The organism is Vibrio sp. A1-1 (assembly GCF_021728175.1).
GTDB classification, from domain to species: Bacteria; Pseudomonadota; Gammaproteobacteria; order Enterobacterales; family Vibrionaceae; genus Vibrio; species Vibrio diabolicus.
On the sequence record NZ_JAKKCL010000001.1, the window covers coordinates 483,780 to 498,407 of the forward strand.

The 14,628-nt window shown below is 45.4% G+C and carries 13 protein-coding genes and 1 pseudogene; 6 read left to right on the plus strand and 8 right to left on the minus strand.

The window, feature by feature from the left end; genetic code table 11:
* Positions 1-152 precede the first annotated feature (152 nt).
* Positions 153-1,193: a phosphoribosylformylglycinamidine cyclo-ligase gene (gene purM / locus L3V30_RS02260; RefSeq protein ID WP_048625871.1), complete on the plus strand. Its 1,041-nt coding sequence runs from the start codon at positions 153-155 to the stop codon at positions 1,191-1,193.
* A 151-nt stretch (positions 1,194-1,344) separates the two neighbouring features.
* Positions 1,345-2,001 (plus strand): phosphoribosylglycinamide formyltransferase, encoded by a 657-nt coding sequence (gene purN / locus L3V30_RS02265; protein ID WP_237308239.1) that lies wholly within the window; start codon positions 1,345-1,347, stop codon positions 1,999-2,001.
* A gap of 372 nt (positions 2,002-2,373) precedes the next feature.
* Here the strand turns inward: purN and L3V30_RS02270 are convergent, their stop codons facing one another.
* Together L3V30_RS02270 and lpcA are read right to left on the minus strand one after the other, a co-directional pair.
* Complete coding sequence (locus L3V30_RS02270) at positions 2,374-3,219, minus strand: class II glutamine amidotransferase (RefSeq protein ID WP_006741678.1); 846 nt, start codon at positions 3,217-3,219, stop codon at positions 2,374-2,376.
* Between the two features lie 51 nt (positions 3,220-3,270).
* Positions 3,271-3,846 (minus strand): D-sedoheptulose 7-phosphate isomerase, encoded by a 576-nt coding sequence (gene lpcA, locus L3V30_RS02275; protein ID WP_005380392.1) that lies wholly within the window; start codon positions 3,844-3,846, stop codon positions 3,271-3,273.
* Between the two features lie 376 nt (positions 3,847-4,222).
* Here lpcA and fadE point away from each other — a divergent pair, with 376 nt between their 5' ends.
* Together fadE and L3V30_RS02285 are read left to right on the plus strand one after the other, a co-directional pair.
* A complete protein-coding gene (gene fadE / locus L3V30_RS02280) occupies positions 4,223-6,667 on the plus strand; it encodes an acyl-CoA dehydrogenase FadE (protein WP_237308240.1) in 2,445 nt (814 codons plus the stop codon).
* A gap of 210 nt (positions 6,668-6,877) precedes the next feature.
* Entirely contained in the window at positions 6,878-8,653 is a 1,776-nt protein-coding gene (locus L3V30_RS02285) for a SulP family inorganic anion transporter (protein WP_237308241.1), read from the plus strand.
* Positions 8,654-8,726: 73 nt separating this feature from the next.
* On the opposite strand, the gene L3V30_RS02290 is transcribed toward L3V30_RS02285, so the two are convergent.
* The 5 genes and pseudogenes from L3V30_RS02290 to dnaQ all read right to left on the minus strand — a co-directional run bounded on the left by L3V30_RS02290 (position 8,727) and on the right by dnaQ (position 12,406).
* A complete protein-coding gene (locus tag L3V30_RS02290) occupies positions 8,727-9,137 on the minus strand; it encodes a GNAT family N-acetyltransferase (RefSeq protein WP_145532712.1) in 411 nt (136 codons plus the stop codon).
* An 83-nt stretch (positions 9,138-9,220) separates the two neighbouring features.
* On the minus strand, positions 9,221-9,613 hold the full coding sequence (locus tag L3V30_RS02295) for a DUF1353 domain-containing protein (RefSeq protein WP_237308242.1): 393 nt from the start codon (positions 9,611-9,613) through the stop codon (positions 9,221-9,223).
* Between the two features lie 51 nt (positions 9,614-9,664).
* Positions 9,665-10,221: pseudogene (locus tag L3V30_RS02300) on the minus strand (hypothetical protein).
* Between the two features lie 203 nt (positions 10,222-10,424).
* The gene (locus tag L3V30_RS02305; protein ID WP_237308243.1) at positions 10,425-11,675 is read right to left on the minus strand and encodes a TIGR03503 family protein; all 1,251 of its coding nucleotides are present in this window, start codon (positions 11,673-11,675) and stop codon (positions 10,425-10,427) included.
* Between the two features lie 8 nt (positions 11,676-11,683).
* Positions 11,684-12,406: a DNA polymerase III subunit epsilon gene (dnaQ, locus tag L3V30_RS02310; protein WP_005380385.1), complete on the minus strand. Its 723-nt coding sequence runs from the start codon at positions 12,404-12,406 to the stop codon at positions 11,684-11,686.
* Between the two features lie 59 nt (positions 12,407-12,465).
* Here dnaQ and rnhA point away from each other — a divergent pair, with 59 nt between their 5' ends.
* Positions 12,466-12,930 (plus strand): ribonuclease HI, encoded by a 465-nt coding sequence (gene rnhA, locus L3V30_RS02315; protein ID WP_012841509.1) that lies wholly within the window; start codon positions 12,466-12,468, stop codon positions 12,928-12,930.
* On the opposite strand, the gene L3V30_RS02320 is transcribed toward rnhA, so the two are convergent.
* A complete protein-coding gene (locus L3V30_RS02320; RefSeq protein WP_012841508.1) occupies positions 12,927-13,673 on the minus strand; it encodes a class I SAM-dependent methyltransferase in 747 nt (248 codons plus the stop codon). The two genes, rnhA and L3V30_RS02320, sit on opposite strands and share 4 nt — an antisense overlap.
* A gap of 37 nt (positions 13,674-13,710) precedes the next feature.
* Here L3V30_RS02320 and gloB point away from each other — a divergent pair, with 37 nt between their 5' ends.
* Positions 13,711-14,469 (plus strand): hydroxyacylglutathione hydrolase, encoded by a 759-nt coding sequence (gene gloB, locus L3V30_RS02325; protein ID WP_006741673.1) that lies wholly within the window; start codon positions 13,711-13,713, stop codon positions 14,467-14,469.
* Positions 14,470-14,628 lie beyond the last annotated feature (159 nt).

Sequence of the window (14,628 nt, forward strand, 5' to 3'; positions counted from 1 at the left end):
TTTAAACAAACCTTCAGATTATACATGATTTTTACAGGGATATCAGGATAAATCACTAAAGAAAAAAACAGACGCAAACGTTTGCTATCTGTGTTTAAGCACTGTTAGAATAGCGCCGTTTTCATATCCAACTTAATACCGAGGACTTCCCTGTGAGTGGTAACAACTCTTCTCTTAGCTATAAAGACGCTGGTGTAGATATTGATGCAGGCAACGCGCTTGTGGATCGTATTAAGGGTGCGGTAAAACGTACTCGTCGCCCTGAAGTTATGGGTGGTATCGGTGGTTTTGGCGCGCTATGCGAATTGCCAACCAAATACAAACAACCTGTACTGGTTTCTGGTACTGATGGCGTAGGTACTAAGCTTCGCCTAGCACTGGATATGAACAAGCACGACACTATCGGCATCGACCTTGTTGCGATGTGTGTAAATGATCTTATCGTGCAAGGCGCAGAGCCACTGTTCTTCCTAGATTATTACGCAACAGGCAAACTAGACGTTGATACCGCAGCGGATGTTGTTTCAGGTATCGCGGAAGGCTGTATTCAAGCAGGTTGCGCCCTAATTGGTGGCGAAACTGCCGAGATGCCTGGCATGTATGAAGGCGAAGACTACGACGTAGCTGGTTTCTGTGTTGGCGTAGTCGAAAAAGAAGACGTGATCGACGGCACGAAAGTCGCTGCTGGTGATGCACTTATCGCTGTTGGCTCAAGCGGTCCACACTCAAACGGTTACTCCCTTATCCGTAAAATCCTAGAAGTATCTGGTGCAGATAAGAACGAAGAACTAGCAGGTCGCACTATCGGTGAGCACCTACTAGAACCAACGAAGATTTACATCAAATCAGCACTTAAGATGATTGAGAAACACGACATCCATGCGATTTCTCATATCACTGGTGGTGGTTTCTGGGAAAACATCCCACGTGTGCTGCCTGAAGGCACAAAAGCAGTTATCGATGGTAACAGCTGGGAATGGCCAGTGATCTTCAAGTGGCTACAAGAGAAAGGCAACGTCGACACACACGAAATGTACCGTACGTTCAACTGTGGTGTGGGTCTAATCGTTGCACTACCTAAAGACCAAGCGGAAGCCGCGGTTGCTCTTCTTCAAGAAGAAGGTGAAAACGCATGGGTTATTGGTCAAATCGCGCAAGCTGAAGCGAACGAAGAGCAAGTTGAAATCCAATAATTTGCAAATCGAGCTCACAAGATAAAAAGAATGAGGACACTAGATGACTAGGTCCTCATTTTGCTATCTAGAACACTAAAAACCATTCTATTAGTAGGTAGTTTAGAAGCTACATAACTCCAACCTACCATACCAAGGCACTCTCGACATCATGAAAAACCATACCCTAAAAAACATTGTGGTCCTCATCTCGGGTAACGGAAGTAACCTGCAAGCTATCTTGGAAGCTTGCGAAGACAGCATGCCAAACGCACGAGTGGCAGCCGTGTTCTCTAACAAAGCTGATGCTTTTGGTTTAGAACGTGCAAAAAACTTTGATGTAGACGGTCACTTTGTCGACCCTAAAGCATTCGACTCGCGTGAAAGCTTTGATGCAGAGCTAATGAGTCAAATCGATGAGTACCAACCAGACGTGATTATTCTGGCGGGCTACATGCGTATTCTGAGCAGCGAGTTTGTTTCTCATTACATGGGTAAGATGATCAATATCCACCCTTCTCTTCTACCAAAATATCCTGGGCTACACACACACCAGAGAGCAATTGATGCTGGCGACAAAGAACATGGTACGAGTGTGCACTTTGTAACGGAAGAGCTTGATGGTGGCCCTGTCATACTGCAAGCAAAAGTTCCGGTATTCGAAGACGATAATGCTAGTGTACTTGCAGCGCGTGTTCAGGCTCAGGAACACCGAATCTACCCTATGGTGGCTAAGTGGTTAGTAGATGAGCGCTTAATCATGAAGGATGGTAAAGCCTATTTAGATGGCGCAGAGCTTGGCACACACGGCTACGCCTCCGATGAGTAGTCCTGAATACCAAACTCCAAACACAAAAGAGCAGCCTGAGAGCTGCCTTTTGTTATTTTGAAACATATAAACTTGATTCAAGAAAACCGTAGTGAGACTAGAAACCTAAAACCCAACATTCTAAAAAATCCCATAACCACTTGAGTAACACGACACTCGGAAAGTAGATTCTGAATCTGGTTCGTTCCTCACCGTTCAGAATGACGTGGTGTTTTATGAGAAATTTCTATCAGTTACGTCTTTCCGGCAAGCCTTAGCGAGACTAGGAACCTAGAAAGTATGAGAGTTCACCAGTATACGCATTCGGTTAAAAAACGTATAAAAATAAAGCTCGCGATTAAGCGAGCTTTACGAGTTGTTCCGAATTAACTGCTATTCTAACGGCTCAGTTGGCGCCTGATTGCCCGGTTTCGCCGCTGCAAACGGCACATTCACCAGTTCAGATGCATTGTTTTTCACAAGTTCACCTAGGTGAAACAAGCCGTATTCGCCAGGCTTCATCCGCTGCCAAGCTTCATTGCCCGTTAAAGGTTGAGTCGCGATCACAGACACAATGTCGTGTGGCGTTGTTTCTTCTTGGAAGTTAATTTCCACATCTTCATCAAGCAAAGCGGCTTTACCAAACGGTGCGCGTCTCGTGATCCAATACAAATGATTGGTGCAATACGTCATTACATACTCACCATCACTCAGAAGCATGTTAAATACACCCTTCTCTCTTAGCTCATCACAACATTTAGCAACATATAAGAATACCGATTCCATATCCTTTGGCGGCTCAGGATATCGATCTTCCATTTGCTTCAGCAACCAACAAAAGGCCAGTTCGCTATCTGTCTCGCCGACAGGTCGGTGTCGACCCGTATGTAAGTCTTGATAGCCTGAGAGCTGACCGTTGTGCGCAAACGTCCAATACCTACCCCATAACTCACGTGTAAAGGGATGAGTATTTTCTAAATTAACACCACCACGATTCGCCTGCCGGATATGACTAACGACAGCACGACTCTTGATAGGATAATTTTGCACTAACTCTGCAATTTGCGACTCACAACTTGGCTTGGGATCTTTGAAAGTTCGAAAACCTTTCCCTTCGTAGAAGGTAATTCCCCATCCGTCACGGTGTGGGCCAGTTCGACCTCCACGCTGCATGAGCCCGGTAAAACTGAAACAAATATCCGTCGGAACATTAGCGCTCATACCGAGCAATTCACACATGATTTAAAAAACTCCCTAACAACACAGCTCGAAAAGGTGGCTGTGAAACGACTATTCCATCTCTTTTTCAATCAACTGAATGATGATATGAATAATCTTAATATGAATTTCCTGAATACGGTCCGCATAACCAAAGTGTGGCACGCGGATTTCAATATCGGCAAGCCCTGCCATTTTGCCGCCATCTTTGCCTGTTAGCGCAATCGTCTTCATGCCTTTCGCTTGCGCCGCTTCAATCGCTTTCAGGATGTTACCTGAGTTACCTGAAGTCGATAGACCAAACAGTACGTCACCTTTTCGGCCAACCGCTTCTACATAACGGGAAAACACGAAGTCATAACCAAAGTCATTACTCACGCAAGAAAGGTGGCTTGGATCTGAAATAGCAATACCAGCATAGCCAGGACGGTTTTCTCGGTAACGGCCTGTTAACTCTTCGGCAAAGTGCATCGAATCACAGTGAGAACCACCGTTACCACATGACAGTACTTTACCATCTTGCTTGAATGAGTCAGCAATCATTTTCGCCGCTGCTTCGATTTGCGCAATGTTATGGTCATCGCTTAAAAATTTGTTGAGCACTTCAGCAGCTTCGTTTAATTCACTTCTAATCAGATCATGGTACATAAGACGTTCTCTTTATTATTTCGGCTTCAGTCAGTCCTAGATTCACTGAGCAAATTGTTCTGATACCAATTTGGTATCGGACATTTCATAAACCTGAACTCGGGTTTGATTACTCTGAGTTTACCCACAAACGAGAATTAGTGTCGATAGTGAACCAACAGATTTAGATTGGTGATGGTAATAAACTTGTCAACTTGCTCATGAAACCATCACTCAAATCGCAACTTTAGAACTTTAACTCTACTTAGATCACTTTTTATCCAATCTTATGTTTTACATTTCCTTAATATTTTGATTACACTTAAACCAACTGGTTAGACCTCTTACCTAACATGCAGACGTACAACACTTATAAAGTCTGAAAAGGAAAATACATATGGACATCTTGCTCTCAATCATCACGATGACGGTCGTGTTAGGCATTACGCTCTACCACCGCATGTCTCTCGTGAAATCTATTAGTTTACTCACAGCAGCTATGTTAGCGCTTACAGTAACAGGCGCGGTTGGCGTTACTGGTTGGACGATTTACGTTCTTGCTGCCGCTGTATTCGCGGTTCCTGGCGTACGTCAGTCTTTGATAAGTCGCAAAGCATTAGCGCTTTTCAAGAAAGTGCTGCCAGCTATGTCTCAAACCGAAAAAGAAGCGTTAGACGCAGGTACCGTCTGGTGGGAAGCCGAGCTATTTAAAGGCAAACCAGAGTGGCAAAAGCTTCACGCAATTCAAGCACCTAAATTAAGTGCAGAAGAACAAGCCTTTTTAGACGGTCCAGTGAATGAAGTGTGTGCCATGGTGAGCGATTTCCAAGTGACTCACGAACTCGCAGACTTACCGCCAGAAGTATGGCAATACCTGAAAGATCACAAATTCTTCGCCATGATCATTAAGAAAAAGTACGGTGGTCTGGAATTCTCAGCATACGCGCAATCACTAGTACTACAAAAACTAACGGGTGTTTCTGGCGTTCTATCGTCTACCGTTGGTGTTCCTAACTCTTTGGGTCCTGGTGAGCTACTGCAACACTATGGTACTGAAGATCAGAAAAACCATTACTTACCGCGCCTAGCTGAAGGTAAGGAAATCCCTTGTTTCGCCTTAACGAGTCCAGAAGCAGGCTCTGACGCTGGCTCTATTCCAGATTACGGTGTGGTTTGTAAAGGCGAATGGGAAGGAAAAGAAGTACTGGGTATGCGCCTGACTTGGAACAAGCGCTACATCACCCTAGCGCCAGTCGCAACGGTACTAGGCTTAGCATTTAAACTTCGCGATCCTGAAGGTTTGCTAGGCGACAAAGAAGATCTTGGCATCACTTGTGCGCTTATCCCAACTGATGTCAAAGGTGTTGAGATTGGTAACCGACACTTCCCGCTCAATGTACCATTCCAAAATGGTCCAACGCGCGGTAAAGACATCTTTGTTCCTATCGATTTCATTATCGGTGGTGAAAAAATGGCGGGCCAAGGTTGGCGTATGCTGGTTGAGTGTCTGTCGGTTGGACGTGGTATCACGCTACCTTCAAACTCAACAGGTGGCATCAAAACTGCGGCAATGGCTACGGGCGCTTACTCACGCATTCGTCGTCAGTTCAAACAACCTATCGGTCACATGGAAGGCGTAGAAGAGCCATTAGCGCGTCTAGGTGGTAATGCTTACGTGATGGATGCAGCAAGCAACTTAACCGTGGCAGGTATCGACTTAGGTGAAAAGCCATCAGTAATCTCAGCTATCGTGAAGTACCACTGTACTCATCGCGGTCAGCAAAGCATCATCGACGCAATGGACATCGTAGGCGGTAAAGGTATCTGTATGGGACCTTCTAACTTCCTAGCGCGTGGTTACCAAGGTGCACCAATCGCGGTAACGGTTGAGGGTGCAAACATCCTAACTCGTTCAATGATCATCTTTGGTCAAGGTGCGATTCGTTGTCACCCTTACGTTCTTGAAGAAATGAACGCAGCATATTCTGAGGCTGGCGATGCAGTTGAGAAGTTCGATAAAGCGCTTGCTGGTCACGTGAGCTTTACAATGAGTAACCTCGTGCGCAGTATCTGGTTTGGTTTGAGCGATGGTTTAGGTTCTTCATCACCAACCAAAGATGCAACCAAGCGTTACTACCAACAATTGAACCGTTACAGCGCAAACCTTGCTCTGCTATCGGATATCTCAATGGCAGTGCTAGGTGGCTCTTTGAAGCGTAAAGAGCGTCTATCAGCGCGTCTTGGTGACATTCTAAGCCAGCTATATTTGAGCTCTGCGACGTTGAAACGTTTTGAGCAAGATGGCCGCCCAGTCGAAGATTTACCATTAGTACACTGGGGTCTACAAGACAGTTTGAAACAAGCGGAAGTGGCGGTAGACGAATTCTTAGCAAACTTTCCGAACAAAGTGATTGGCCGTGCACTGCGCGTGTTAATCATGCCATTCGGTCGTGTACGCAAAGCACCAAGCGATAAACTGGACAGTAAAGTGGCGCGTATTCTACAAACGCCAAGTGCAACGCGCTCACGCATTGGTCGCGGTCAATACCTTGAACCAACCGAGCACAACGCTGCAGGTAAGATTGAGCTTGCGCTGTCAGTCATTCTTCAAGCTGAGCCTGTGTTTGACAAAATATGTAAAGCGCAAGGTAAGCGTCGCCCATTCTTACGTTTGGATATGATTGCTCAGGAAGGGCTAGAGCAAGGCTTCATAACGCAAGAAGAAGCCGATCTACTCAGAGAAGCGGAACAGCATCGTCTAGATACAATCAACGTTGACGACTTTGAGCCGGAATTGCTCGCAGCAAAGCCGCTATACCCTCAGATGGATAGCGTTGCCTAACTCTCTAATCTGAAATCATACAACGGGAGTGTCAGCTCCCGTTTTTTATTGCTACCAGAATAGCGTTCATAACACCTCACACCACGAAGAACCTCTGCCCAAGCGCAATAAAATCCACGCACTCCGACCCTTCCCCCGATTTCCAGTGATAACTAACTCACAGACGTTCCAAGCAAGCGGTGTATACTTTTAAGTAACTCACTCACATATATGGTAAATCCGTTGGCTAAAATATTACTCGCACAGTGGTTCCCAGGGCTTGTTCAGCTTAAGCATTATCAAAAAGAATGGTTTGTTAACGACTTTAGAGCCGCCTTTTCTGTTGTCGCGGTTGCACTGCCAGTTGCCATAGCTTATGCACAGTTAACCGGGGTATCCGCAATTGTCGGTCTGTACTCGTGTGTACTGCCAATGTTGGTGTACGCCATGATGGGCACATCTCGACAACTCATTGTCGGACCCGATGCAGCAACTTGTGCAGTGATCGCTGCTGTTGTGACACCACTTGCCGCAGGTGACCCCACAAAACATTGGCAGTTAGTCATGACCATGACAGCGATGACTGGTATTTGGTGTGTACTGGCAAGTCGTTTTAAGTTAGGGGTGTTTGCAGACTTCCTTTCTCGCCCGATTCTTTTGGGTCTACTCAACGGTGTCGCTCTCACGATTATCGTTGGTCAGTTTGCCAAAGTGGTCGGTTTGAAATACGAACAACGTTACTTGCTGGAACGCTTATGGGAGGCTCCACAACGATTAACCGAGCTTCATTGGCCTACCGTAACTCTGAGTATCGTGACGGTTGTCGTTTATTTACTCACCAAACGCTACCGACCAACTTGGCCTGCTGCCATGCTGGCGATACTCGTGACTACCGCGTCAGTTTGGTTTTTCCATTTACAAGAGATGGGCGTATCCGTAGTTGGGGTCACTCAAGGTGGTTTCCCTCAGTTTCAAACGCCAGAGTTTGAGCTAGGTGAAGTTCGTGAGCTAGTGGTCCCGGCGCTCAACCTTGCGATTGTCAGCTTTGTTAGCATGATGCTCACCGCGCGCAGTTTCGCCGCTAAAAACGGTTATGATATTGATGCAAATAAAGAGTTTCAGGCGTTGGGCTTTGCCAACATTGCCTCAGCGTTTTCGCAAGGTTTCGCGATAAGCGGAGCTGACTCACGCACAGCGGTAAATGATGCAAATGGCGGTAAATCTCAATTAGTTTCGATTGTCGCCGCAATCACCATTGCCATTATTGCGGTATTTATTTATGAGCCTTTACAGTTTATTCCCATCGCATCACTTGGTGTCGTGTTGATCATTGCATCCTTGTCGCTGCTCGATCTCAAAGCCATTTGGAAATTAAAATCTCGTGACAAAGATGCGTTCTATCTAGCAATCATCACTTTTATTTCTGTTTTGATCGTAGGCGTAATACCGGGGATCACTTTAGCGGTACTGCTAGGGCTATTTCAATTTTTACGTATTGTCATGCGACCGAGTGATCAGCTACTTGGCTTGGATGAAAAAGGCACCATTCGGACCATCGACGACTCAGGAAAAGCTTCGCCTATTCCTGGAATGGTGATTTACCGCTTTAACTCGCCGCTGACTTACTTCAACGCACCTTACTTTAAACGCCGAGTGTTAGAGCAAGTAGAACATCACAAAGACGCAAGTTGCGTTGTCATCGACGCCGTATCGAGCTTTACTCACTTAGATCTCAGTGTGATGGCAACACTGTCAGATATTCACAATACTTTAAAAAAGAGAGGCGTACGCTTAATCCTCGCAGGAAGGAAACGACGCTTACGTCAATGGTGTGAGCTTACTGGTATCAGCACCAGTGAAGGAGGCATCTTACTGCGAGCCGATATGTACCTTGCCATTAAACTTAGTGGCTGTTACATCAGTGCTGTGGGTGAGGGACAAATTCCTACTGTTCAAAAAGAGCCTGATTTAGAGCAGCCACCCAAACCAATTCCAGAAGTGGCTTAAGTAGAAGTTTAATATAGAAAACAGGAAATTAAACTCCTGTTTTCTATTGCTTATTTGCACAGCTGAATACGTGTTACGCCTTCGGCTTAAACTTTTTTGTCATCCCTTGGCTTTTAGGAGCCACCAGCCTATAACCAAGCTTTTCGTAAAAGACCGGTTCATCAGCAATCATAGAAACGTAAGAGCCTTCAAGTGCAACAGAAGAAAGATAACCGTCGATGTATTCCATGACTTTTCTACCTAAACCGTTACCTTGATAATCAGGGTCAACGGCAACGTCGACAATTTCGAAGTTACACGCCCCGTCACCAACAATCCGGCCCATTGCAATGAGCTTTCCCTCATCCCGAACAGATACGCCATATAACGAATTGGGTAGACCAATTTCAGCCGCTTTCAACGATTTGGGTGATAGCCCGGCTTTGACGCGCATATCACAGTATTCTTTCGGGCTTGGCACGTGCTCTTCATATCTTATTGTCATTATGTACGACTCCTTTGTATCACCTTGGAGCTTACATAACCAAACTGTATAAATAAACAGTTAAAATTGGAAAGGTGTTCCCGTTAAGCGCACAAAGTATCGGGTCTGGAAAAGAAGCCACCGACAACTCTGACGCCATAATAGATATAAGTCGCTCTGAAGCTAGACATTCCTTTTTCTAAACATGTTTCTCTCAGCAACATATCCGCATGCTTTCGAGCACTTTGTGGCAACACCTCTTCCCTCATGAGTTGGTAAAGAGCATCATGCACTAAAGAAGCTTTCATAATGTTTTTTGTGTCTAACGCTGGCCCACTCGCTCCATCCCAAGCATAGCCCTTTTTAATCGTTAACACGCCTTGTTTGGACAAACTAAGAAAAGGGCTGTCATACGCCTGACTCACTGAAATGCGAGTCTCAATCTTTTCTTCAGAATGGAGAGTGTATTTGTACTTCTGACGCTTTTTGTATTTCATAACCTAACCGCCTAACTAACTTGAGTGGGAGGAACGGGGATAACTCTCAAATTAGAGTTTCTCAGAGAGTTTTTTCAGGTAGGACTTAGCGAGATCATGGTTATCTCTGCTCAACCACTTAATGCAATCAAAGAGTTCCCAAATCAGGCCTTGATCACCACTGGTATAAACTGGGAAATCTTCATGCTTTGGCGCAGGTTCATCAGTAACCATGCCAGCAATCACATCAGCTTTATCAAATAAAACCTTAAATGGCTTAGAAAGTTTGAAAGGCTCACAGAGATCTAAACAATGAATCTCCGCACTGGTTAGGTTATTAAAAATGTATTTTTTGAAGCACGCATTTTCGTTGTGTTCCCCCTCAAGACGATAAAAATGTCTTTATTTGCTTCAAAGTGGGTAAAGCAAGGCTCTGAGGCTTTATGGAAGTTGTTTTGAGTAAAGACAACAACATCAGCGTCCGAAATACGGTCACCTTTTCCTGATGACAATGAACCAAGCAATACCGCAGCAACAACGTCTTTTTCAGAATAAAAGGCATCATAAGCAGACTCAACCAAGGCCTTTTGTCGTGGTAAATGCTCTAGTTCTAACGCTCCAATTGTCATAACTCACTCCGTCGATACGCACTAAAATCAAGTCGAAACGTAAAGAGTATCATGCGAGCTTTATTATGATTAATCAACGTTAAATCATGGTGTTACTTTAAAATAAAATGATTAATGACCATGAGAAACATCAAATTCTGCCTCAAAGTTAAACTGAAAAAAACGGAGCCGATTGGCTCCGTTTCTCGCTTTATGTGTTACTACTATTTCTTTGGCACCTCTAACTGCATCTCTGGCATGGCATCGCGTTTCGCTTTAATTTTGCGCCAGACTATCCATGCAAGGATCACAATCAGCAGCATTATCACATTACCCACCGCGATAATAATCATGCTGCGCTTACGCTCAGCCTCCCGCTCAGCGATAATTTGCTTTTCCATTTCAATACGGCGCTGCTCGGCTAATTCAGCTTCTTTTGCAATTCGAGCGGCTTCTAGATCAACGTCATCAACAACACTGAAAGTTTGCTCTGGAATAGGAAACACCAGTGGACGTTGCGTCGCAAAATCAGTGGCAAAGATCTCGCCGCGCCATGCGTATTTACCAAGCTCAGCGTCGTTATTGAGGTTCAGCGTGGTTCTCATTCCATCTTTAGAAACCTGGCCTTGGCTGTAGCTAACAAAGCCATCGGGTGCATCTTGTTCCACCGTGACTGCGATTGAGCCTGGCGCGATCATACCTTGCTCACCACTCACCACCAATTGGTGTGGTTTGTCAGGATTACGCGCCTGAATAAAAGTACGAGAAATGGGGGTCGGATAAACCAAGATGACTTGCTCTTGCGCTCGTAAGAATACGCCATTACCAGAGGTGATTCGCGCACGGTACTTACCGGGCTCAACGTCTATTGGTAGTTGGACAGTGAACACACCATCCCCTGCTTTTTCATCCAAGCCGCGGCCATCATCAGCAAACTCACCCACAACCATCGGCACTGGACGTGCTTCTTTGATCAACTCATCTTCATTTTCGACAAACTTGGTAAATGTCACGCGCAAATTCACGCGGTCAAGGAAGTCGCGCAGTACAAGAGGTTTGTCGTCGGAGGTTAGGCGAGCTGTAAACTTAAGCGCTTCCCCATTATATAATCGGTTTGGGAACACATCCGTGCTGAGCTTTAAGTGAGAAATTAAGCGGATGTTATTTTTAGGAGTGACTTTCCCCACAGCCTGCCATGGGCCTGGCATAGGGTTGTCAACGGAGATAATATCGAGTGAGGCTTCTTGGTACCAACGTACATTGTCGTAGGCGTCCCAAGCATAGTACTTTTTACCGTCAGGGCGGACTAAAACAACTGGCTGAGAACTTTGCTCACGATAAACTAAAAAAGTGATCTGCTCGATGGTTGGATCCACTCGAAAGCGATTGTCTAACAAAGACATAGCAGATTCACTCGCAGCACTCGAGAGACAACTCCATATCGCTAAAAACGCGACCAATAAAGCCCTCAACATAGCTTCTCCTATTGATGCCAAATACAGTCGTTCACCAACTCTAATCTTTTTTGGTGAGCTTCTAGTTCATCGGCACTTGCGCGCAAAACCTTTAGCGCTTTTCTTCCTTCAATACGGCGAATGGTTTCTACCCCACCCTCTTGTTTATTCGCGTTAAATTCTAGACTCGTTTGACCCCCCGTCATAAAGAGGTAAACGTCGGCTAGAATCTCCGCATCGAGCAAAGCTCCGTGGAGTGTACGGTGCGAGTTATCAATACCGTAACGTTCACATAAGATATCAAGGTTGTTTCGCTTACCAGGGAAGATTTTCTTCGCCATAGCAAGGGTATCGGTCACCTTGCAGTAGTCGTCCGTTTTGCCGATGTTAGGATCGAGCATGCCAAACTCGTAATCCATAAAGCCGGTATCGAAGGGCGCGTTGTGGGCAACAAGTTCTGCGCCTTTAATAAACTCAAGAAACTCTTGGTGCACGCTCGCGTATTCCGGTTTATCAACCAAGAATTCATCCGTAATACCGTGAACTTCAACCGCTTCTGGTTGGATTTCACGATCGGGTTTTAAATAAACGTGGAAGTGACGACCAGTCAGCTTACGGTTGATGATCTCCACGGCACCGATTTCAATAATGCGGTGTCCCATGTAGTGAGGACCACCCTCGCGGTTCATACCTGTGGTTTCGGTATCGAGAACGACAATGCGGTTATATTCAGAATTGCTGCTGGTATTCATAAGGTTATGTATGTCAGACTATGCTTTATTAAATGTTTCGGCTAATAGTACCAAAAAATATGACCAAACACGTTGAGATTTTCACTGACGGTTCTTGTTTAGGTAACCCAGGACCAGGTGGTTACGGCATTGTATTGCGTTACAAAGACGTAGAAAAGACGCTTTCCAAAGGCTACACGTTAACCACCAACAACCGCATGGAAATGTTGGCGGCTGTCGTCGCGCTGCAGACGTTAAAACAACCTTGCAAAGTCACTTTAACGACTGACAGTCAATATGTGCGCCAAGGTATTACTCAGTGGATCCATAACTGGAAGAAGCGTGGCTGGAAAACAGCGGATAAAAAACCCGTTAAGAATGCCGATCTATGGCAAGCTCTAGACAAAGAAACCGCACGCCATCAAGTTGAATGGCACTGGGTAAAAGGCCACGCTGGTCATCGTGAGAATGAAATTTGTGATGAGCTAGCCCGTACCGCCGCAGAAAACCCAACCGAGGAAGATACTGGTTACCAACCCTCTTAACGAGATTCTTTCCTCATAGTATTGCCCTCTCGATTCATCACCCCTAGTGGTGTGAGCTTTTTCTTCAAACGCCAATGCGGTTTGATAGGCTTGAGAGGGTATGTTCGTTTCCTTGCCACAATGTAATACAAACTCCCTGCAGGTGACGCCCAATCACCGAGACTGTTTTCCAACCATGTCCACATCGTGCGGTAACGCTTCATCGGAAACAGCGCGTAACGATCGCAATGAATCACTTGATAATTAAGTAACCCTAACCAGTCGTTGATGCGGTTCGACGTAAACATTCGTCCACTCCAAGGCAAATTATGTTTACGCCATGGAAGCAAACTCGCTAATCCAGTCAAACTTAGTGGGTTAAATCCAGTGATTATCAAATAACCATCATCCATCATCACTCTATCGACTTCCCGTAGCAAACGGTGTGGATCGCTTGCATAGTCGAGCTGATGAGCGAGTATCACAACATCAAAGCTTTTTTCCAAAAAGGGCAATTCGTAACCATCTGCAATCACATTATGCAACGGGTTCTGGATATCTACGTTGACTTGGTGTTGAATGTTACAATTACAGCTGGTTAGCTCACAGCTCAACCCGCCCAGTTTGAGCATATGGTAACCGAAGAGTTTCGGACACCATTCATCAAGTCGGGTCTGGATTGACTCAAGCACCCACGGACCGTTGTTCATTGCTGACCAAGTCGACGGGTGTGGTATAGTTTTGTTGCTGAGTGCTGGTTTCATTAACCACCTGACTAAAATGGGTGACGGAGAACGAATCGTGTTAGAGATCAAAAGCATACCCGCATTTAATGATAATTACATCTGGCTGATACAAAATAGCGATAAGCGTTGCGCAGTCGTTGATCCGGGCGATGCGAAGCCAGTGTTAGAATACTTGCAGGCTAACGAATTAACTTTAGAAGCGATTTTAATTACGCACCACCACAACGATCACATTGGTGGCGTTCCAGACTTAGTGCGTGCCTTTCCTGAAGTCGCCGTTGTGGGCCCGAAATCTGAGCCAATTCCGACCCTAACCACCCCCATGGAAGAAGGCGACAAACTGGAGTTATTTGGCGAAATCTTTTTAGTGCTAGGTTTACCAGGCCATACCTTAGGTCATATCGGTTACGTTGGAGACGGAAAACTGTTTTGCGGTGACGTGTTGTTTTCCGCAGGCTGCGGTCGTATTTTTGAGGGTACGCCAGAGCAAATGTTTGAGTCACTAAACAAGCTAACGTCTCTACCAGAAGAAACTCAAGTCTTCTGCGCGCATGAATACACCGCGAGTAACGTGGCGTTTGCTTTAGCGGTTGAGCCTGATAATGAGCAGCTCCGTCAATATCGCGATGATGTAAACCGACTGCGAGCCCTAAACATTCCGACACTTCCAACAACAATACGCAAAGAAAAGTGGATTAATCCGTTCTTGCGAACCACCAATCCTGACGTGGTTCAATCTGTTGCTAGTCGTATTAAAAATAGCGATCCATGCTCGGTTTTTACTGCTTTGCGTGAGTGGAAGAACGAATTTTAACCATTTTCTGCTTGTAAGTTTGCAAGACCCCAGTATTATCAGGGGCTGATTTTTCGAGAAGCGCCACTGGCGCTTCTCTTACGTTTGGGGTTGATATAAATCTATTTGAATTTCTCCCCATTGCATAATTTAGAAGCTCTTTGCCTCTATTAATTAGTT